The organism is Azospirillaceae bacterium, from assembly GCA_028283825.1.
GTDB lineage: Bacteria > Pseudomonadota > Alphaproteobacteria > Azospirillales > Azospirillaceae > Nitrospirillum.
On the sequence record JAPWJW010000001.1, the window covers coordinates 99,446 to 121,256 of the forward strand.

At 70.7% G+C, this 21,811-nt stretch carries 9 protein-coding genes; 7 read left to right on the forward strand and 2 right to left on the reverse strand.

Features of this window, described 5'->3' with window-relative positions; genetic code table 11:
• Positions 1–6: 6 nt before the first annotated feature.
• Both PW843_00260 and PW843_00265 read right to left on the reverse strand, forming a co-directional pair.
• Positions 7–1,461, reverse strand: coding sequence for a DHA2 family efflux MFS transporter permease subunit (locus PW843_00260; protein MDE1145038.1), 1,455 nt, complete (start codon positions 1,459–1,461; stop codon positions 7–9).
• 80 nt (positions 1,462–1,541) lie between these two features.
• On the reverse strand, positions 1,542–2,660 hold the full coding sequence (locus tag PW843_00265) for an isochorismate synthase (protein MDE1145039.1): 1,119 nt from the start codon (positions 2,658–2,660) through the stop codon (positions 1,542–1,544).
• A 932-nt stretch (positions 2,661–3,592) separates the two neighbouring features.
• Here PW843_00265 and PW843_00270 point away from each other — a divergent pair.
• From PW843_00270 to PW843_00300, 7 genes are read left to right on the forward strand one after another with little or no spacing between them, the layout of a single operon-like run.
• Positions 3,593–5,206 carry an amino acid adenylation domain-containing protein gene (locus PW843_00270; GenBank protein MDE1145040.1) on the forward strand — a complete coding sequence of 538 codons (1,614 nt, stop codon included), beginning with the start codon at positions 3,593–3,595 and terminating at the stop codon, positions 5,204–5,206.
• Positions 5,203–7,686, forward strand: coding sequence for a condensation domain-containing protein (locus tag PW843_00275; GenBank protein MDE1145041.1), 2,484 nt, complete (start codon positions 5,203–5,205; stop codon positions 7,684–7,686). Before PW843_00270 ends, PW843_00275 begins: the two co-directional genes overlap by 4 nt.
• Positions 7,683–9,044 carry a condensation domain-containing protein gene (locus tag PW843_00280; GenBank protein MDE1145042.1) on the forward strand — a complete coding sequence of 454 codons (1,362 nt, stop codon included), beginning with the start codon at positions 7,683–7,685 and terminating at the stop codon, positions 9,042–9,044. Before PW843_00275 ends, PW843_00280 begins: the two co-directional genes overlap by 4 nt.
• A gap of 4 nt (positions 9,045–9,048) precedes the next feature.
• The gene (locus tag PW843_00285; protein MDE1145043.1) at positions 9,049–11,103 is read left to right on the forward strand and encodes a condensation domain-containing protein; all 2,055 of its coding nucleotides are present in this window, start codon (positions 9,049–9,051) and stop codon (positions 11,101–11,103) included.
• Positions 11,087–13,222 (forward strand): AMP-binding protein, encoded by a 2,136-nt coding sequence (locus PW843_00290; protein ID MDE1145044.1) that lies wholly within the window; start codon positions 11,087–11,089, stop codon positions 13,220–13,222. Before PW843_00285 ends, PW843_00290 begins: the two co-directional genes overlap by 17 nt.
• Entirely contained in the window at positions 13,215–14,699 is a 1,485-nt protein-coding gene (locus tag PW843_00295; protein MDE1145045.1) for a hypothetical protein, read from the forward strand. Before PW843_00290 ends, PW843_00295 begins: the two co-directional genes overlap by 8 nt.
• Positions 14,696–21,781 (forward strand): amino acid adenylation domain-containing protein, encoded by a 7,086-nt coding sequence (locus PW843_00300; GenBank protein ID MDE1145046.1) that lies wholly within the window; start codon positions 14,696–14,698, stop codon positions 21,779–21,781. The genes PW843_00295 and PW843_00300 overlap by 4 nt, the downstream gene beginning before the upstream one ends.
• Positions 21,782–21,811 lie beyond the last annotated feature (30 nt).

A 21,811-nucleotide genomic window follows, 5' to 3' on the forward strand; every position in this document is an offset into this window, starting at 1 on the left:
GCCCCCTCACCCCGGCGCGCGGCCTGGCCTCAACGCCAGGGCGCCAACGGCTGCCGCCAGGGCGCAGCACGCGGCGGCGGCGAGAAACGCCACCTGGTAGCCGCCGTTGAGGGCGACGCGCGGCTCCAGCCCGGCGATCTCCAGGGACTTCGTCTGGTGGGCCGCGTAGCTCGACAGAACCGCGAGCCAAAACGCGCCCCCCATCGCGAAGGAGGTGTTGACCACCCCGGACGCCAGGCCCGTCTCATTCTCCGCGACCCCATTGATCGCGGCCAGCAGCATGGGGTTGACGGCGAACCCGGCGCCGACGCCGAACAGCAGCATGCCGGGCAGGATGTCGGTGGTGAAGCTTGCCGCCACCGGCAGGCGCGACAAAAGGAACAGGCCACAGGCGGCCAGCGCCAGGCCAGAAACCAGGGACCACCGGATGCCGACCTTGTTGACCGTCCAACCCGACAGCCCCAGGGACAACAGGGCCATCGTCAGGTTGGTCGGCAGGAACGCCAATCCCACATCGACCGGCCCATACCCCTGGACGAATTGCAGATAGAGCGACGACAGGAAGAACCAGGTGAACAGCGCCGCCGCCCAAAGCATCACGATCACATTGCCGGCGGAGACATTGCGATTGCGGAATAGACCCAGGGGCATCAGCGGCGACTTGGCCCGCGATTCCGCCACCAGGAACACACCGAACAGGATGGCCGCCAGAACGGCGCACCCGACGATGGGGGTTGAGGCCCAGCCCCAGGCGTTGCCGTTCACAATGGCGTAGACGGCAAGCATCAGCGCCGCCGTCCCGGTCAGGGCGCCGAAAATGTCCAGGCCGCCGGACGCCGGCCGCTGATGATCACGCGACAGCAGGCGGAAGGACAGTAGGATCACCGCCAGCCCGATCGGCAGGTTGATCAGGAAAATCCAGCGCCAGCCGAGGCCGCCGGTCAACAGCCCGCCCACCATCGCGCCGATGCCGCTGCCACTGGCGCAGACGAAGCCGTAGACGCCCATCGCCACGGCCCGTTCCTTCGCCTCAGTGAACAGGCCCATGATCAGGGACAGCGCCACGGCGGTGACGACCGCCCCACCGAACCCTTGCGCCGCGCGCGCGGCGATCAGGAAAAGGGGCGTCCCCGCGACGCCGCAGGCGAACGACCCCAGCGTGAAGACTCCGATGCCGATGATGAAAAGCTTCCGGTGCCCATACAAATCGCCCAGACGCCCGCCGAGCAGCAGGAAGCCGCCAAAAAACAGGAAATAGGCATTCACGATCCAGGCGATCGACGTCAGCGGAAACGCCAGGTCCGTCTCAATGGACGGCAGCGCGACATTGACGATGTTGGAGTCCAGCATGATCATCAGCACGCCGAGGCACAGGACACCCAGCGCCAGCCATCGCCGGGGGTTGCCCACGGATATTTCCGCCGGCACCGCGGCGTCGTGGATGATCACCTGTTCCGTCATGGTCTTCTCCCATCGCGGCGCGTCCTGACCCGGGCGCCCGCGAAACCTGCTAGGCTGCAAACTCAAGGATTTGGGCGCCGTCATCCCAGCGCGCTGATGAAGGTGCGCAGCTTGGTGGCCGTCTCGACATGTTCCTTCTCAGGGTCGGAATTGGCGACGATGCCGGCGCCCGCAAACACCGTGGCCACGTTCCCGGTCACGACGCCGCCCCGCAGGACCAGCACCCACTCGCCATTGCCCTCGGCGTCCATCCAGCCGATAAGGCCGGCGTAGAACCCCCGGTCGGCGGTCTCCAGGTCGGCGATGGTCTGGCGGGCGATCTCTTGCGGCCAGCCGCCGACGGCGGGGGTGGGGTGCAGCGCGTACATCAACTCGATGGGCGACACGCCGGGGCGCAGGACCCCGGTGATGGGCGTGCCCAGGTGCCAGATCACCGGCGTTTGCACCAGCTGCGGCTCACGCGGCACCTCGACATGGTCGGCGTAGCGGCGGAAGGTCTCGCCCACCGCCTGCACGACGTGCATATGCTCCGCCAGATCCTTGCGGGAGCCCAGCAGGGCGCGCGCCGCTTCCCGATCCGCGAATTCATTGGCCGCCCGGGGTGAGGAACCGGCCAGGGGCAGGCTGCGGATCATGCGGCGGTCACTGCCCAGCACCAGTTCCGGGCTGGCGCCCAGCACGACCGCGGAACCGGCGTGCCCGGGATCGACGGGCAGATCCATGCGGTAGACATAGGCGTTGCGGTTCTGGGCGCAGAGGCGCGCGTACACGCGGTCATCATCAAAGGGCGAAGCCGCCTCGACGGTCACGCTGCGGGCCAGCACCACCTTGTCCAAGGTCCCCGCCTGGATACGCCGAAGGGCCTCCGCGACGGATGCCCGGTAGGCGGGTGAATCGCCACCCCTGACCTCCACCGGTTCCGCCGGCCGGTCGCCCTCGGGCGACGGGACGGAATCGGCCTTGCCCCAGTCCACGCCGGCGGGAACGTAGAACACGCCCGGCGTCGCGCTATCGAAAGGCACCAGGCCGATGACGATGGGCTTGGCCCCGCCCCGCCCCGCCTTGACGGCCGCCGCCAGCGCCGCGTCGACGGCATCGGCCACGCAGGCGCCCTCCCATCGGGCGGGTGTCACCCTGTGCGCGACACCGCGGGCCCGCAGCCGGTACTTCGGCGTCGTCAGATCGAATCGAGCGTTCACGCAGTCATCTCCGCCCTGCCGCCCCGCAAACGCGTCGCCTCGCCCTTGAAGGCGGCGATCACGCCCAGGTGCCGGCCGGCACGATCTGTTGAAAGACGGCGGCGGACGCGCCGATGCGGAATAGCCACCCGGCCATCGCGAAGTCCGTCCGCCTGTGGTTCGGAATACGTGAGCCCTGTTCCCATGATCGAAAGACCCCCGGGTTACCTCCCGGCGCCAGGGCGCGGGACATGTATGCAAATGCGTATCGTTCGCGTTATTAATTCCCCTATAATACAAACGGGACGGTCACGTCTAGTTGTTATGCGGCCTCCGCCCGAAACTCTTTGACCCTGGGGCATCCCGGATCGAAAGGGGCCACGGGCGGCGGATTAAGGGGAAGGGGCATGGAGTCCAGCGCTTGCCCCCTGCCCCCCCTGCCCGACTGGAGCAGTCCGTGATGCACCTTCAGCCAGGGTAATTTTTCGCGACACATTAACTAGACGGAACGGTCCCGTTCATATTATAGAAAGTTAGGGCCGCAAACGATATTCATTCTCACTTTATCGAATCATCTCCCCGCCCCTGTGGAAATCGCTGGGGAATGGGGCCTTGGGATGGGGCGGCGGATAGGCCGACATGACAACCCTGAGGGGAGCATATGCCAGCCCCCTCACGATTCAGACCGGGACCCGCATAATTATCTAGACGGAACCGTCCCGTTTGCCCTAAAGAATGATAGTCATTCTTATTCGCAATTATAGCCGCGGATTGGCTGTTGCACCTTGAAGCGCGGGTGCCAACCGGCCTAATCGCCCCACCCAAGCCCCCAAGGTATTCCCAAGCAATCCAATCAAACTTCGGCGGTTTTGCGGCCTTTCCTGCGGAAGCGAGGGCCGGCCTGGTCCCGACTTCGGGGCCTCCGAAAGACCGCCGTCACCCGGGAGATCGCTGTGAACACCATTCCAGACAGAGTCACGGCCGTCGCGGCGCGCACGCCGGATGCCATCGCCGTGACCGCCGGCGACCGAACGCTGAGCTACGCCGAATTGGAGATGCGCGCCAATCGGTTGGCGCGACAGTTGATCGCGGCCGGTGCCGGCCCCGGCCGCATCGTCGGCGTCGCCCTGCCGCGATCCGCCGACCTGGTGGTGGCCCTTCTGGCCGTGCTGAAATCCGGTGCCGCCTACCTGCCGCTTGACCCCGCCTATCCGGCGGCGCGCCTTGAGTACCTGATGACCGACGCGCGGCCGGTGGGCATCATCACCGCGCCGGGCGTGCGGATCCCGGACATCGGGCTGCCCCGGCTGGAGTTCGCGCCCGATGAGGGCGAAGGCGAAGACACGTCCGCCATCGGCGACCGCGACCGGCTTTCCCCCCTGGGGCCCGATCACGCCGCCTACGTCATCTACACGTCGGGCTCCACAGGGCTGCCCAAAGGCGTGGTCGTCCCCCACCAGAGCTTCCTGGGGCTTCTGGATGTCACCGTGCCCCTGTTCGACCTGGGCGCCGACGACGTCTGGACGGTGTTCCATTCCTACGCCTTCGATTTCTCGGTCTGGGAGATCTGGGCGCCGCTGCTGACCGGCGGCAGGACGGTGGTCGTCCCGGCGGAGGCCACATGGTCGCCCCACGACCTGCTGGACCTGCTGGCGGCCGAGCGGGTCACGGTGCTGAACCAGACGCCGTCCTCGTTCGCATCGCTGGACCGTGCCGACGCGGAACGGGCCAGGTCCCTGGATGCCCTGCGGCTGGTGATCTTCGGTGGCGAGGCGCTGGACCCGGCGCGGCTGAACAGCTGGTTCGCCCGCCGGCCACGTCGCCCGCGCATGGTGAACATGTACGGCATCACAGAAACGACGGTGCACGTCACGGCGTTCGACGTGCGGCCGGGCGCCAACCAAGCGGCCGCCGAAAGCCCCATCGGCCGGCCCCTGCCCGGTTTCCGCGACCATGTGTTCGACGCCGGCCTGCGACCGGTCGCAAATGGCCAGGTGGGTGAGCTCTACCTGGGGGGCATCCAGCTCGCCCGGGGCTATCTCGGCCGGCCGGGGCTGACCGCCACGCGCTTCGTCGCCGACCCGGACGGTGATGGCGACCGGCTGTACCGGACCGGCGACCTGGTGCAACGGACCGGCGACGGGCTGGCCTTCATCGGCCGCGCCGACACGCAACTGTCCCTGCGCGGCTTCCGGATCGAGCCGGGCGAGGTCGAGGCGGCCCTGGACGCCTATGAGGGTGTGACGGCCAGCGCCGTCGCGGTGAAGCCCGATCCGGACGGCGTGGCCGGGGATGAATGCCTGGCCGCCTATGTCGTCACGGTCGGCGGTGAGATCGATGAGCGCGGCTTGCGGATCCATCTGGCCCAGACCCTGCCCGCGCATCTGATCCCCAGCCACATCGTGTCCCTGCCGGCACTGCCCCTGACCCCGAACCGGAAGCTCGACCGAGGGGCGCTCGTCCCCCCGCCGCCCCGGAAGAACCCCAAGGCCGATCTGCGCGGGGAACTGATCCGCCGCCGCCTGGCCAACCGCCCCGAGCAATCACGAGAGGAAGTCCGCCAATGAGCGCCAACAACCGCCAGTGGGTGCGCACCGTCGTCGCCGACATCCTGGCCGAGGATCCCGCGGCACTGGCCGACACGGAAAACCTGTTCGAAGCGGGCCTGGATTCCATCGGGCTGCTGCGCCTGGTCAACCGCTGGCGCCGCGACGGCATCCAGGTCAGTTTCGCCGAACTGGCGCAGGATCCCACGCTGACCGCCTGGACCGCGCTGGTGGATCGGGAACGGGCCGGCCCCGGCGGTGGCACCCCCGCCGTGACGGAAACGCCCGCCGCCGCCCCGGCCGACAGCGGATCGGCGCCACTGGGGATCATGCAGCACGCCTACTGGGTCGGGCGCAGCCCGGGGCAGAGGCTGGGCGGCGTGGCCGCACACCTGTATGCCGAGTTTGACCGGCCCTCCACCGGCGGCGGCCCGGCCATCGACCCAAACGCCCTGCGATCCGCCCTGGAGCGCCTGATCAAGCGGCATGAGACGCTGCGGACGCGCGTCACGCCGGATGGCCGGCAAGAGGTGTTGGCGACCCTGGCGCCGCCGCTGGCCGTGCACGACCTGCAGGACCGTTCCGCCGCCGAGGTGTGGAGCCATCTGGCGAAGGTACGGGCCGCCTTTTCCCACCAGATGCTGGATGTGGAGGAGGGACAGGTCTTTGCGGTCGCCCTCAGCCTGCTGCCCGACGGCGCCACCCGGCTGCATGTCGATGTCGACATGATCGCCGCGGACGCCGTCAGCTATCGCCTGCTGCTGGCCGACCTGGTGGCGCTGTACATCGCACCCGCGAAGGGCTTGCCGCCGCTGGGCCTGACCTACCGCCAACACCTCGCGACCACCGAGACCGGCAAGGCGGATCGCGCCCGACCGGCGGCGGAAGCATGGCGGGACAGGCTGGCCACCCTGCCGGGCGCGCCCATCCTGCCCGAACTGGTCCAGGCCACCGAGGAATTCCCCCAGCCGGCGGTCGCCCGCCGCCACGTGTGGCTGTCCCCGGAACGCAAGCACATGCTGACCGACATCGCCCGCCGGAAGGGTGTCACGGTGGCCATGGCGGTGGCGACGGTCCTGGCCGAAGTGGTCGGCCATTGGAGCGCCACCGACCATTTCCTGCTGAACGTCCCCATGTTCGACCGGCCGGCGAACCATCCCGACATCGACCGCGTCGTCGGCGATTTCTCCAGCTCGGTCATGCTGGAGGTGGATCTCCGGCAGTCGCTGGCCTTCGTCGACCGGGTGCGGGCCTTGCAGCAGCGGATGCACGCAGATGCCGCGCACGCCGCCCACACTGGGCTGGACGTGCTGCGCGATCTCAGCCGGCAGCGGGGCGAGACCGTGCTGGCGCCCGTCGTGTTCACCAGCGCCCTGGGTTTGGGTGAGCTGTTCGCGCCGGCCGTCACGGAAATCATCGGCCGGCCGGTGTGGGTGGTCTCGCAAGGGCCGCAGGTCCTGCTGGACGCCCAGGTCACCGAATTCGACGGCGGCCTGCTGGTCAACTGGGACACGCGGGAGGAAGCCCTGGTGCCCGGCGTGGTCGATGCCATGTTTGCCGTGTTCCAGACGGCGCTGCAGCGCCTGATCGACCAGCCGGAAACCTGGAACCAGCCCCTGGCGCTTTCCGACCAGAATCCGCGTCGCACCCATGAGGGCCATCTGGTCCGCGTCGTCGATCCGTTCGAACAAAGCCGCCCCGCCCACGTCCCCGGCCGCCTGCGGGTCATGGGCGAGGACGTGCTGGGCGACCAGCCGGGCGCCATCCGTTGGGCACGGGCCGACGGCGATGGCCGGGTGACCGTGCTGGGCCGGGACCATGACCGGGTGGAGGTCAACGGCGTCCCGGTATTCCCCGCCGAGGTGGAAGAGGCGGTGCGATCCGCCCCCCAAATCCGCGACGCGGCGGTCGTCCGCATCACGGACACCCAGGGGGACGGCCTGGTGGCCGCGGTGGTCTTCGCGGCGCCCACGGGTGAGGAAACCGCCGGCAAGGCGTTCCGCGCCTATCTCGCCCGGCGGATTCCGGCCCATCTCCTGCCCACGCGGGTCATCGTCCTGAACGAACTGCCGCGCGACGCCGCCGGCGTGATCGAGGCCGAAATCCTGCGCCAGGCCTCCCTGGCGCAGGCCGAGCCGGCCGGCGGCGTGGCCCCGCGCACCGACCTGGAACGCGTCATCGCCGGGGTCTGGGCCGAGGTGCTGGGCCTGGAGCAGGTCGGCGTGAATGAGGAGTTCATCGCCCTGGGCGGCGATTCCCTGCTGGCCGCCCGCGTGGTGGCGCGCCTGCAGGAGGAATTGGACACCCACGCGATCACGCTGCGCGCCCTGTTCCGGTCCCCCACCATCGCCGAGCTGGCGGAGCAACTGCGCCGGGATGACGACCCCGGCCGGCTGGACGAGGTGGCGGCCATCATCCTGGAAATCCGCGCCATGTCGGATGAGGACGTGGCCGCCCAGCTGGGCGAGGCGCCGGTCCTGCGGCAAGAGGCCGTGGCGTGATCGCGGATCGACGCGCACTGCTGCGGGAACGCCTGGCGTCGGCGGGACTGCGCGGGACGACGGACGTCCAGGGGGTGCCGCGTCGCGGCACCCCCGAGCGGGCCCGCCTGTCCTTCGCGCAAGCGCACACCTGGCGGTATGAGCGCGCCCATCCCGGCAGCGTCAGCAACAATTTGGGCCTGCTTCTGACCTTCACGGGCGAAGTGGATGAGAACGCCCTGGTGGCGGCGATGACCCGCGTGGTCCAGCACCACGAGATCCTGCGCACCACCTATCACACCGGGCCGGACGACGATTCCTTCCAACGCATCCACCCCACCCTGCCGTTCCCCTGCACCGTCACGCGGGCCAGCGCCGATGACGCCGTCGCGGCAGCCCAATCCGCGCTGTGCGCGCCCTTCAACCTGGAGAGCGACGCGCCGCTGCGGCTGCTGGTGTTCCGCACGCAGGCCGACCAGGTCATGGCGGCGATCATCGTGCACCACATCCTGTGGGACGGCGCCACCTTCGACGTGCTGTCGAAGGAATTGGAACAGGCCTACGCGCAGCCGTCGGTGGCCCTGCCCGACCTGCCCATCCAGTACGCCGACCTGGCGGAATGGCAGCGTGACCAGCACGCCCGCATCCGCGACGGCCACCTGGCCTATTGGACGGGACGGCTGGCGGCCCCCCGCCCGCCGCACACCCTTTCAAGCGCCGGGAAGGCCGCCGTCTCGGAATCGGCCGGCCGCGTCGATTACCGGCTGACTGCCGCCGCGGCCCTGGCCCAACTGGCGGCCCGGAACAAGGTGACGCCGTTCGTGGCCTTCCTCGCCTGCTGGGCGGCGGTCCTGGGACGGGAGGGCGTGGCCGAGGTAACGGTGGGGACCACCGTGCTGACCCGCGACCAGCCGGGTGCCGACGGGCTGATCGGCAACCTGGCCAATCACATCGTGCTTCGCCTGCCCGTCGGCGTGGCGCCGGAATCCACGGCCTTGGTCGCCGCGACGGCCCGGGAATTCGACGCCGCCCTCGCCCACCGTGACCTGCCCTTTGAGGATATCACGGACGCGTTGGGTGGGCAGGACGTGGGGGCCCCGCCCACGCTGTTCGATTCCCTGGTCATCTTCATCCCCGGCGGAACCGACGGCCCGCGCCTGCCCGGCGCCCGGACGCGCTGGCGGCGCCTGCACAACGGGGCGACGCAGTTCCCCCTGGTTCCCCTGGGGATCGAGGTATTCGTGCGCGGCCGGGGTGCGGAGGCGGTGATCGACGTCGAGGCGACCTACGCCCGCAACGCGTTTGACATCAAAACCATCAACGAACTTCTCGCCCGTCTGGACCGGACCATCCACGACGCGGCGCGGGAGGTCTGGTGACGCCATGAACGCACGCCTTGAACTCCTGCGGCGCCGGCTGGGCCAAACCGGCCCGGCGCGCGCCGGCATCCCCCCGCGTCCCGACCCGGACACGGCACCACTGTCGGCGCCGCAGCATCGCATGTGGCTGCACCAGCAGCTGTATCCGGCCAGCGCCGCCTACAACGTGTGCATCCGCATCGACCTGGCCGGCGATCTTGACGAGGACCGGCTGCGGGCCGCGCTGGCCGAAATCGTGAACCGGCATGAGGTGTTGCGCACGACATATCCGGCGGGTGCCGACGGCCGCCCCCACCAGCGCATCCACCGCCACCTGCCGCCACCGGTGCGCATCGTCGAAAGCGCCGACCCGGCCCAGGTGGCGCGCGACGCCGCCGCGCAGCCGTTCGACATCGCCACGTCCGGCTCCATACGGTTCCACCTGGTGCGGGTGGGCGCCCGCCAATGGTCGCTGGTGCTGACCGTGCACCACATCGTCTGGGACGGCGGCTGTTTCGGGGTGTTCAGCCACGATCTGGGCCTGGCCTATCGCGGCGATGGCGCCACACCGCTGGCCATCCAGTACGCCGACATCGCCGCGCACGAGGCGCAGCATGAGGCGGCGGCGTCCACCGACCTGGACGGGCAGCTGGACCATTGGCGCCGCACCCTGACGCCCCCGCCCCCGGCGCTGCCCCTGCCGTCCCTGCGGCCCTTCGGCCCCGAGGTGGGGGAGCGGGCGGAACGCCTGGACCGCACATTGCCGGCATCTGGCGCCAAAAGCCTGCGCGCGGCCGCCGCTGCCCTGCGCACCACGCCCTTCGTCGTGTTCTGCGCCGCCTATGGCCTGCTGCTGCGCCGTTGGACCGGCGAGACCGACATCACCGTGGGCACCATGGTCGCCAACCGCCATCAGCCGGGTACCCGCGAACTGATCGGCAACTTCGGCAACACGGCCCTGCTGCGCCTGGACACGTCCGGCGATCCCACGGTCCGCCAGTTGGTGGCGCGCGCCGCCCACACCATCACCGGCACGCTGGGCAACGCCGACATCGCCTTTGAGCGGGTCGTGGCTGACCTGGCGCCCGCGCGGGAGCCGGGCCACGGCTTTTTCACCGACACGCTCTGCCTGTTCCTGGACCGTGAGATCGGGGGGCCCGACCTGCCCGGCGTGGACGTGCGGTGGGACAACGTGCCCAACGGCGCCGCCCCCTTCGCCCTCACCTTCCAGGGTTTCATGAACGGGGATCTGCTGCGGGTGGAGGCCACATACCGCAGCGAACTGTTCGCCCCGGCGACCGTGAACCTCATGCTGGAACATCTGGAGGCAATCCTGCTGGCGGCGACGGCCGACCCGGACCAGCCCTGCTCCACCGCCAGCCAGTTGCCCGCCGGCCAGCGCGACCATCTCGCCCGGCTGTCGGCCGGTGTCGCCACCGACCGGCCCGCCGCCTCCGTTCTGGGCCATTGGCGCCGCCGGGCCGCCGCCACGCCGGACCGCACGGCCCTGGTGCACGGCGGCCGGCGCTTCAGTTATGGCGAGATCGACCAGGGTGCCAACCGGCTGGCGGCGCGACTGATTGAACGGGGCATGCGGGCGCAGGACATCGTCGCCGTAGCGCTTGCCCGGGGGCCGTCCACCCTTACAGCCCTGCTGGCCATCTGGAAATGCGGGGCGGTCTATCTTCCCCTCGACCCCCATCATCCCAAGCCGCGTCTGATTGATCTGCTTTCCCAGGCGGATGCGCGGTTGGTGATCGGTGACGCCGCCCTGGACCTGGGCGGCGTGCCTTGCCTTGTCGCCCACCAGGCGGGGCCGGTCGCAATCGATCCCGGCCACCAGCCCCACGCCCTGGAGGCCGCCCACATCGGCTTCACCTCCGGCTCCACCGGGGGCCCTAAGGGCGTGGTGACCACCCATGGTTCATTGGCGGCCCGCACATCGTGGGTCGCGGCCCATTGGCCCGGCGGGACGGGCGGCGCCCGCCTGGCCAAAAGCGCGCCCACCGCCATCGACGCGGTGGCGGAGCTTTGCGAGGGCCATCACCACCGGCGAAGTCCTGGTGCTGGCGACGGATGAGGAGGCGCGCGACGCCGCCGCCCTGGCCCGGCTGCTGGAAACCCACAGCATCGGCCATGTCATGGCGGTGCCGGGGTTGATCCAGGCGGTGGCCATCGCCGCCCCCGGTGTCATCAGCGGCCGGGACCGCGTGCTGTCCACCGGCGAGCCGCTGTTCCCCGGCACGGCCGGCGCCATCCATGACACGGCCCCGGGCGTGCCCCTCTACAACTCCTATGGCTGCACGGAGACCACCGGCGATGTCGCCGCCGGGCCGGTGAGCGCCGGGGACGCCCAAAACGGCATCGTCCCCATCGGCACCCCACTGCCCGGTTCATTCTGCCATGTGCTGGGCCCCGACCTGGTGCCGGTGCCGCCCGGCGTGCTGGGCGAAATCTATGTCGGTGGGCCGCAGTTGGCCCGTGGCTACCTGGCACAGCCGGCCCTGACCGCGGCCCGGTTCGTCGCCAGCCCGTTCGAAGCCGGGGGCCGGCTCTACCGCACCGGCGACCTGGCGCGCTGGCGTGACGACGGGCGCCTGGAACTGGCCGGCCGCAGCGACGATCAGGTGAATGTGCGCGGCCATCGGGTGGAACCGGCGGAAGCTGTGGAGGCCCTGCACGCCCTGCCCAACGTGCGGGAGGCCGCCGTGCTGCCCCGCGCCGTCGGCACCACCACGGAACTGGTGGCCTATGTGGCCGGCGACGGGCTGGGACCGGATGACGGCCCCCAACTGCGCCAGCAGCTGGCGCGCACCCTACCGGGCCCGCTGGTCCCCGCCGAGGTGGTGGTCCTGCCGCACTTACCCCGGTTGAACGGCGGCAAGATCGATAGGCAGGCCCTGCTGCGCCGCCCGGCGACACCCCGTGCACCCGCCACGGATACGCCGCCCCCACCCAAACCGCCGCAAAATGACCGCGAGGCGGCCTTGGCCGGCATCCTGTGCGCAGTGCTGGGGCGCCCGTCCGTGGGCATGGACGACGACTTCTTCGCGTTGGGTGGGGATTCGCTGCTGGCCGTGTCCTTCGCGGCCCGCGCCCATGCGGCCGGCATGAGCTTCCCCGCGGCAGCCGTCTTCCAATACCCCACCATCGCGCAACTGGTGCGGCAACTGCCTCCACCCCGGGAAGAAAAGGCGGTCGCCCTGACGCTGCCACCGCAGACGCATCGCTTCCGCCTATCCGGCCTGCCCGTGCAGGACTTCGTCTCCTGGGAGGCGCTGCGCGGGCCGGTCGATACGGACCGGCTGCGGCGCGCGCTGACGGAAACCATTGCCCGGCATGCCCCCCTGCGCCAGGCGATCAGCACGCGCGGCCGGCTGTGGCGCGCCACCCAGGCGCCGGCCACCAATGGCGACGCCATGGTGATCGAGATTGGAAACGCCGATGCCGGCCGGGCGCTGGAGATCGCGGCCCAGGCCATCGACATCGCGGCGGGCCGCGTGATCGTAGCCCTGGTCACGGCCGACGCGGCCTTGCTGGCGGCACACCCCACCGTGATCGACGGCCTGTCGCTGGCCAGGATCGCGGGAGAGATCGATGGGCAAACGCAGGACCCGCCGCCACCCCAACCGGCTGGACAAGCGGCGGCCACGCCACCCGCGCATTGGGACGCGGTCCTGGGCGCCGGGCCGGAAAGCCCTTGGTGGGTCGGCCCCGATGACCCGCCGCCGGCGAGCCCGCATGCCCGCGCCCGCGCGGTGACCGACACCACCGACGCATCAATCCTCGCCGGCACACTGCTGCGCGCCGTCCGCACCCTGTCCGGGCGGGAGGCCGCCGTGGCCGATGTCGAGGTCGATCCCGAGCTTGTCGGGCCGCTTGTCGCCGTTCCGGTCATCAGCCAGACGGGCAGGGAAATGATCATCGGCGACGCCGCCGCCTACACCGCCTACCTGTCCAACCGCCGGCCGGTGGCCGGGGGGCCTGGCATCCTCATCCGCCGCACCGTGGCGCCAGAGCCCTGGCAGGCCGGTGGCATCGCCCGGGGCGCGGATCGCCTTTACCACATCGTCGCGTCCTGGCAGCGGCTGGGCGGCCGGACGGTGCTGGAAGTCGCGGCCCATGAGCCCGGCGTCGCCGAAGCGCTGGCGGCCACCTGGGCAGAAGCCCTTTCAGGCCGGGAGCGTGCCCATGGATGAGCTGTGGGTGGATGACGCCCCCCTCGCCACGCATCTGGCGCTGCTGAGCGGCAAGGGGCGGTGCCACAATTTCCACGCCGTGCCCTGGGCCGGCATCCTGGACGCGGTCCCCGCCGAATTCGCGCGGGCGTACCGCACCCTGCTGGGCACGAACCTGCCGCTGATCGACGGCAGCTGGGCGGGCGGAACGGTGGATTCCTTCTTCGCGCCGGACGGGCCGCTGGCGGCGGCCCAGCAACTGGCGGCGGACGCCTTCGGCGCCGACGCGACCTTCTTCGGCACCAGCGGCACCACCACCAGCAACCGCATCGCGCTGGCCTCATTGCGCCATCCGGGCGCGCGGATCCTGATGGATTGCACCGCCCATCAATCGCTGCTGTTCGCGGCGGAGGAGATGGCGGTGACACCCACGCCCGGCACCGGCCGGGAAGACGACGCCTGCATCGACGTCGCCGCCACCGCCCGGCTGCTGGCCGACCATGCCGTCCAGGGCCGGCCTTTCGACGCCCTGGTGCTGTCGGCCACCGGGTATGATGGCCGGCGCCTTCGCCTGGACCAGGCGCTGCCCCTGCTGGCCGCCGCATCCCCCGCCACGGCGCTGGTGGTCGATGAGGCCTGGTCGGCGCTGCATGCCTTCGCGCCGCAAACGGCTGGATCGACCGCGCTCGCGGTCTGTTCCGGCCTGGAGCGGCAGGCGCCCGTGCTGGTCACCCAATCGGCCCACAAGACCATGGCGGCCCTGCGCCAGGGTTCATACCTGCACGTGCTGGGGTCGCCGGACGATGTCGCGCGGGTGCGGCAGGCGACCTACCGCATCCACACCACCTCGCCATCCTGGCCCATCCTGGCCTCGCTGGACCTGGCCCGGCAGCATGCCCAGCGGTACGGCGCCACGGCGTTCGCGCGTGCCGTCAAGCTGCGCGCCGGTCTGGAAGCGGCCCTGCGCCGGGACCCGGCGACGACGGCCCTGCTTGCCCCAGACCCGCAGGACCCGTTCCACGACACCGATCCGCTGGTCCTGCGCCTGCACGTCGGCCAGGGGGCCCGCGCCCTGCGGGACTGGCTGTTCGCCGAACACAATGTGCTGGTGAAGATCGCCGGCGACCGCTTGATCGTGCGTGTGCATTTGGGCGTCACCGCCGCCGACGTGGATGCCCTGCTGAACGGCCTGCGGGACCTGGCGGCCGGCGCCGGCCCCACCCGTGCCGACGCCCGACCGATCCGCGCCGCGCACCTGGAACCGGCCATCGGCAGCCGCAGCCGCGGCTACATCATCCCCTACCCACCCGGCGTGCCGCTGGCGCGGCCCGGCGAGATATGGACCGCCCGGCACGCGGCGGCCCTGGCCCATGAACGGGCGCGGGGCGCGGAGATCCACCACCTGCCGTCCGGCCGGGGCAACGCCCCGGATGACCAATCCCCCGGCGATCCCGCCATCGCCGAACCCGATTTTTACAGCGCTGGAGCAGACAGATGACCCTCTCGAACCGCAAGCAGCAGCTGTTGCAGCAGAGGCTGGCCAGCGCCGGCCTGCGTTCTTCCGAACAGTCGCCGGCGACCGACCATCCCCGGCACGAACAGCACGAGGGGCCGGCACCCCTGTCGTCGGCGCAGCGCCGCATGTGGTACCTTGCCCAGTTGGCCGAGGGTTCAGCCGCCTATAATTTCTGCCTGCTGCTGCGGCCGGCGGACAGCACTGCCCCCCTGTCCGCCGACGCCCTGACCGCCGCCCTTGAGCAGGTGGTGCGCCGGCACGAGATCCTGCGCACCCGCTATCGCCCCGGGACGGGCGGCACCCCGGAACAGGTGGTGGAGCCCCATCTGCCCCCGCGCATCACCGACATCGACCTGGGACCGGGGACGGCAGCACTTGCCGACCGGCTGGACGACCTGGCACGCCAAGCGCGGGATGAACCGTTCAACCTGGAGACCGATGCCCCCCTGCGCGCCATGTTCGTCCGCGATGGCGACACGGTCGTCGCCGTCATCCTGGTCCTGCCGCACATCGCCGGCGACGGCGGGTCCTTCGGCACCGTGCTGACGGATCTGACGCGCGCCTATGGTCAAGGCGATCTGCCGCCGGCACCCGACATCCGGTACACGGACTACGCCCTGTGGGAGGGCCGGCGCCTGGGTGAACCTGGGGATGCGGCAAGCCTGCACGCCCGGCAGTTGCGCTTCTGGGGGGAACGGCTGGCCGACCTGCCGGTGGAACTGTCGCTGCCGTTCGACCGTCCCCGTCCGGCCAACCCCAGCTTCGCGGGCCAGCAAATCCGGCAATGGCTGGGGACCGGCCTGTCGGCCGCCCTGCGCCGCACGGTCAAGGCCCAGGGCGGTACCCCGCTGGTGGCGCTGCAATCCGCTGTCGCCGTGGCCCTCGCCCGTGTCGGCGCCGGACTGGACATCCCGCTCGGCACGCCGGTCGATCTGCGCCAGAACGCGACCCTGGACCAGGTCATCGGCTTCTTCAGCAACACGGTGGTGGTGCGCACCGACCTGACCGGCGACCCGACCTTCGCCGACCTGCTGCGCCGCGTGCACGACAGCGGCCTTTCCGCCCTGGACCATCGCGACGTGCCGTTCGACAATGTGGTGGAGCATATCAACCCACCCCGCGCCGCCGCCCGCAACCCGCTGTTCGGCGTCATGGTCACGGCCACCCGCCCCTGGCCCGCCCTGGACCTCGGCGGCACCCCCATCATCCTTGAGGAACCCCGGCAGACCCAGGCCAAGTTCGACCTGACCTTCGTCATCCATGATGAGGGGGGCGAGGGCCGGATCGGCGTTTCCCTGCTGTACGCCTGCGACCTGTTCGATGAGGCCACCGCCCGGCAGTTGTTTGAACTGGTGATCGGCATGCTGGGCCAGGGCGTGCACCACCCGGCGCTGCGCCTGTCCCAGCTGGCGGAATTCGGGCACGGGCGTCTGGACGATGCGGCGGCGGATCTGGCGGGGATTCTGGCGGCATCCGCCCCACGTGCCACCGCCCGCGCCATCCGGCTGGCGACGGACGCCACCGACGCCGACATCGCCGCCGCCCTGGCAGGATTGCTGGAACGGCACGACGCCCTGCGCCTGCGCCGCGATCCGCTGACCCGGCGGTGGGATCTGGCGACCGCCGCCGACCTGTGGGACGCGCCGGTCCTGCGCGATGCGCCGCCGGCCACCGGCGACGCCGACCGGTTCATGGCCTGGGTGCGGAATGACGGCGGAGAGGCCGCCCATGGCACGCCGCGCATCCTGGAACTGCGGGCGCCGGGCGTCTGGATCGACGATGAGTCATGGGGTGCCCTGCTGGCAGACCTCACAGCCGTACGGGCCAACGGTGGGGCGGCACCGCCCCCCACCTCGGGCAGTTATGCCGCCTGGCTGGACCGCACCGCCGCCCTGGCGGCCCGACCCGAGATAGCTGACCACGCCGAAGCCTGGCTGGACATGCTGGAAGCGGCGGAGGATCGCACACACGCCCTTCCCACCGACACGTTCCATACCGTGGTAGGCAAGGTGGCGCTACCATCCTTGGGCGCGTGGCCCGACCCGGTGGCCCTGCGCACCGCCGCCGTGGCGGCGATGCTGAACGTCCGGCGCGGTTCCACCGCCCCCTTCCTCATCCAGATCGACGAGCCGGACCGGGACCGTTCCCGCACCGGCGGCGCCGATACCGTCGTCGGCCGGTGCCGGCGGACCTTCCCCCTGCTGGTCTCCCCTCCAAGTGAAACCGCCACCGGGGCGGACGCGCTGCTGACGGCGGCACGCGACATCCTTGCCGCCTGGAACATGGACGGCATCACGGGTGACCGCGCCATCTCTTACCTGTTGGCCCGGGACGTCAGTCCGCAGGTCGCCGGGACATTCGATGAAGCGCCGGTGCCGGACGTGACGCTCAGCCTCACCGTGACCGATCCGGGGGATGAGCGGGACACCCTGCCCCCCGCCCGCCTTTCCGAACAGGACGGGGAACATTGGGCCATCCGGGTGGAGCCCCATGGACATCGGGCGACCCTGACTATCCACGCGCCGCGCGCCGTCGGCGAAATCCAGGACCAGGTCACGGCGTGGACCGCCATCTTCGCCCAGCTCACCGACGCCGTGGCGGCCGGTACGGCACCTGCCGGCGGCGAACAGGCCCAGGACGATTTGGGCCTGGCCTTGTCCCGCTGGGACCACCGCCGCCTGGAAGAGGCGTTCGGCCCCCTGCGCGAGGTGCTACCCCTGTCGCCGCTGCAGGAAGGCCTGCGTTTCCACGCCGTCGGCACATCGGACGGTGCGGCGGAGGTCTACATCTCCCAGACATCGCTGGACCTGATGGGGGAAATCGACGCCGACCGGCTGCACCGGGCGGTGCGCCGGGCCACCGAGCTGGCGCCATCCATCACCGCCGGCTTCGCCGAGATCGGCGGGACCATGGTCCAGGTGATCCCCGCCGGCATCGACATCCCCTGGCGGTCGGAAAGCGCAGCCGACGCGCATGACGCCGCCCGCATCGCGGACGAGGAATACCGGGCGCCATTCGACGCGGCGCGCCCGCCCCTGATCCGCTTCGCCCTGGTCCGCCTGCCGGCCGGGGATCATTACCGGCTGCTGCTGACCACGCACCACATCCTGCTGGACGGCTGGTCGATCCGCCTGCTGTTCCGCCTGGTCATCCGGCTGTACGGCGATGCCGCCGCCGTTTCCGCCCCGCCGCCGTTCCGCCGCTACCTGAGCTGGCTGACCGACCAGAAGGTGGCGGATGCGGAAGCGGTGTGGCGCGACGTGCTGGCCGGCGTCCAGCCCACCCTGCTGTACCCGGCGGCGCGCAGCCTGGAGGCCAGCGCCGACCGCAGCGAGGAACGGACGGCCAGCGTCGGCCCCGACCTGACCGCCGCCCTGGCAGCACTGGCGCGATCCGCCGCCACCACCTTGAGCACGGTGCTGGAACTGGCCTGGGGCGCGCTGCTGATCCGGATGAGCGGCACGCCGGACGTGGTGTTCGGCAACGTCGTCTCCGGCCGGCCAGCGGACATCGCGGATGTGGGTGAGATCATCGGCCTGTTGTTCAACACCATGCCGGCGCGGGTGCAGGCCAGCGGGGACCAGTCGGTCCGCGCGGCCTTGCGCGCCCTGCATCAGCAGAAGGCGGTCTCGCTGGGGCATTCCAACGTCAACCTGGCGCGCCTGCAACAGATCGCCGGGCACAGCCCCCTGTTCGACACGCTGTTCGCGGTGCAGAATCTGCCGGTCCTGGACCTGCCCGACCAGACCGAAATCCGGATCGGCGACGCGCACGTCCGCGACGCCACCCACTATCCGCTCAGCATGGCGGTCACACCCACCGACGGCGCCATCGGCCTGCGGCTGATGTTCCGCAACGACGTGGTGACGGCGGACCAGGCCGAAGCCCTGATCCAGGCCTACATCCGCCTGTTCGAAGCCTTCGTCCAGTCCCCCGACCTGCCACTGCTGACGCTGGACGCGCTGCCGGGGGACAACCCCCTGCTACCCCCGTCGATATCGGGGGAGGCGCTGGAGATCGGCACCCTGTCCGTCGCCGACCTGCTGGTGCAGCAGGTGGCGCGTACCCCGGACGCCACCGCCATCGTGGCCGGCGAGACCCGCCTGACCTATCATGAGCTGTCATCGGCGGCCCACCGGCTGGCCCATATGCTGCAGGCCTGCGGTGTGCAGCCCGAACACCGGGTGGCGCTGCTGCTGCCCCGGTCGGAATTGATGATCGTGGCGATGTTCGCAGTGTTCGCCGCCCACGCCGCCTATGTCCCCATCGACACGGCCACGCCGGCCGGCCGGATCGGCGCCATGCTGGACCGGGCCCAGCCCACGGTCATCCTGACCGCCCGGTCGCTGGCCGACCAGCTGCCGCCCGAATACCGGACCGACCCGCGCGTGGTCATCCTGGACGGCAACGATGCCCGGCGCGCGCTGGCGGCCCACCCGACGACACCGCCACGCACCGAACGCCCGGCCGGCCTGGACCACCTTGCCTACATCATCTTCACCTCCGGCTCGACCGGGGAGCCCAAGGGTGTCGCGGTGCCCTATCTCGGGCTGACCAACATGTTCGTCAATCACCAGAAGGCCATCTTCGCGCCCGTCCTGGCGGCCCAGCAAGGCCGCCGCATCAGGATCGCGCACACCACCTCGTTCGCCTTCGACGCCTCATGGGAACAGCTGCTGTGGCTGCTGGCCGGCCATGAGGTGCATGTGATCGACGATGATCTGCGGCGCGACCCGGACCGGTTGCTGCCGATGTTCGACCGCGAGCAGATCGACGCCTTCGACGTCACCCCCACCTACGGCGAATACCTGGTCGAACATGGGCTGCTGGACCGCGATCGCCCCAACGGGCGGCCGGGCACCGGCGTCGTCTTCGTCTCGCTGGGGGGCGAGGCGGTGGGTGAGGCGCTGTGGACCCGCCTGCGGGAGGCGCCGGGCCTGGACGCCTACAACCTCTATGGGCCCACGGAATACACCATCAACGCCCTGGGCGCCGATCTGGCGGACAGTGCGGCCCCCACGGTCGGCCGGCCCATTTCCAACACCGACGCCCTGATCCTGGGGCCCGGGCTGCTGCCGTCGCCCGTCGGCGTCACCGGTGAGCTTTATTTGGGCGGCGTCGGCCTGGCCCGGGGGTATGTCGGCCGCGCCGCCCTGACAGCGGAACGCTTCATCGCCAACCCCTTCAATCCCAACGGCGCCCGGCTGTACCGCACCGGCGACCTGGCCCGCTGGCGGCCCGACGGCAACATCGACTACCTGGGCCGGTCGGACAACCAGCTGAAGATCCGGGGATATCGCATCGAACCCGCCGAGGTGGAGAACGCCCTGGTCGCGATTGCCGGCGTGAGGCGGGCGGCGGTGCTGGGCCGGCCGGGGCAGGACGGCGCCCTGCGCCTGGTCGCCTATGTGGTGTGCGACCCGACGGCGCCAGATGCCGAGACGCTGCGGGACCAGCTGCGGTCGCGCCTGCCGTCCTACATGGTGCCGGCGGCCATCGTCACCGTCGATGACCTGCCCCGCAACATCAATGGCAAGCTGGATGCGGCGGCCCTGCCCATTCCGGCGGCCGACGACACCAGGTCGGCACCGCCGCTGACCCCGACCGAACGCGCCATCTGCGACGCCTTCGCCGCCGTGCTGGAGCGTCCTTCGGTCGGCCGGTTTGATGATTTCTTCGATCTGGGCGGCCATTCCCTGCTGACGGTGCGCCTGGTGGCCAGGCTGCGGGACACCGTCCACCCGGACATCGGCGTGCGGCGGATCTACGACCACCCCACGCCGGCCGCCCTGGCGGCGACCCTTCAGGCGGCGGCACCTGAAGCAGCCGGCAATGATGACCGCGACGTCGCCTTGATGCTGGCCGACGCCGTGCTGCCGCCGGACATCACGATAACCCGGCCCGCGACCGCACCATCCCGGCCAAGGCTCGCCAGCCTGGGCGCCGTCCTGCTGACTGGCGCCGCCGGCTTCCTCGGTGCCCATGCCTTGGCCGAGTTGCTGAGCCACACGCCGGCCACCATCCACTGCCTGGTCCGGGCGAAGGATCCGGCAGCGGTCCTGAAACGGATACGGGCGGCACTCACCACCTATGGCATATGGCAGGACACCTTCGAGCCACGGCTGCGCGGCGTGCCGGGCGACCTGGCGCTGCCCCGCTTCGGCCTGACGGACGGGGCGTTCGCGGATCTGGCCGGCCAGATCGACGTGATCCTGCACAACGGCGGCGCCACCAACGAGTTCGACCCCTATTCGCGCCTGGCCGCCACCAATGTCACGAGTGCGCGGGAGATCCTGCGGCTGGCCACGACGGGCGGCCGCCTCACCCCCGTCCACTTCGTCTCCACCGCCTCGGTGGTGGCGCGGCGCGGGGCCAACCCGGCGGTGATCGCCGAGGAAACCCGCCTGCCGGCTGAAGAGGTCGAGCCGACGGGCTACGTCCAGAGCAAATGGGTGGCGGAGGAACTGATGTTCGCGGCGGCGGAAAAGGGCCTGCCGGTCACCGTCCACCGCCCGGGGCGCGTTTCCGGGCACAGTCTCACCGGCGCCTGCGCCACCGGCGTCGGCTTCTGGCATTTCATCCGGTCCATGCTGATCCTGGGGGCCGCCCCCGAGTTGCGTTCCGAACGGCTGACCCTGGCGCCGGTCGACTATGTGGCGCGGGCGCTGGTGGCCCTGATCGAACACGGCAATCCGGGTGCGGCCTATCACATCTCCAACCGCACGCAGACCAGCATCGGCGCCATCGTGGCGGCGGCGCGCGGGGCGGGATATGCCCTGGAGACGCTGCCGTTCGACGCCTGGCGCCGGCACCTGACGCGCACGGCGGAGGCCCGGGCCAGGGACGGCGACGATTCCCTGACGCCGGCCCTGCTGCTGGCCGGCCATATCGACAAGTACGATGGCACGGAGGCGGAATCGGCCCTGGGCCAGGACGGGATCATGGCGGCGCTGAGCGGCACCGGCATCGCGCCGATGCCGGTGACCGATGCCGTGCTGGACCGCTATGTCCGGTATTTCATCGACGCCGGCTTCTTCCCGCCGCCGGAAGGTCAGGGGAAATAGGACCCGCGAACGGGCCCCCCCGGGGCTTAT

What these genes read in the sequence shown, in the direction of transcription:
- PW843_00260 (MDE1145038.1), bottom strand. Translation starts at nt 1,461, where the DNA reads ATGACGGAACAGGTGATCATCCACGACGCCGCGGTGCCGGCGGAAATA.
- PW843_00275 (MDE1145041.1), top strand. Translation starts at nt 5,203, where the DNA reads ATGAGCGCCAACAACCGCCAGTGGGTGCGCACCGTCGTCGCCGACATC.
- PW843_00285 (MDE1145043.1), top strand. Translation starts at nt 9,049, where the DNA reads ATGAACGCACGCCTTGAACTCCTGCGGCGCCGGCTGGGCCAAACCGGC.
- PW843_00295 (MDE1145045.1), top strand. Translation starts at nt 13,215, where the DNA reads ATGGATGAGCTGTGGGTGGATGACGCCCCCCTCGCCACGCATCTGGCG.
- PW843_00300 (MDE1145046.1), top strand. Translation starts at nt 14,696, where the DNA reads ATGACCCTCTCGAACCGCAAGCAGCAGCTGTTGCAGCAGAGGCTGGCC.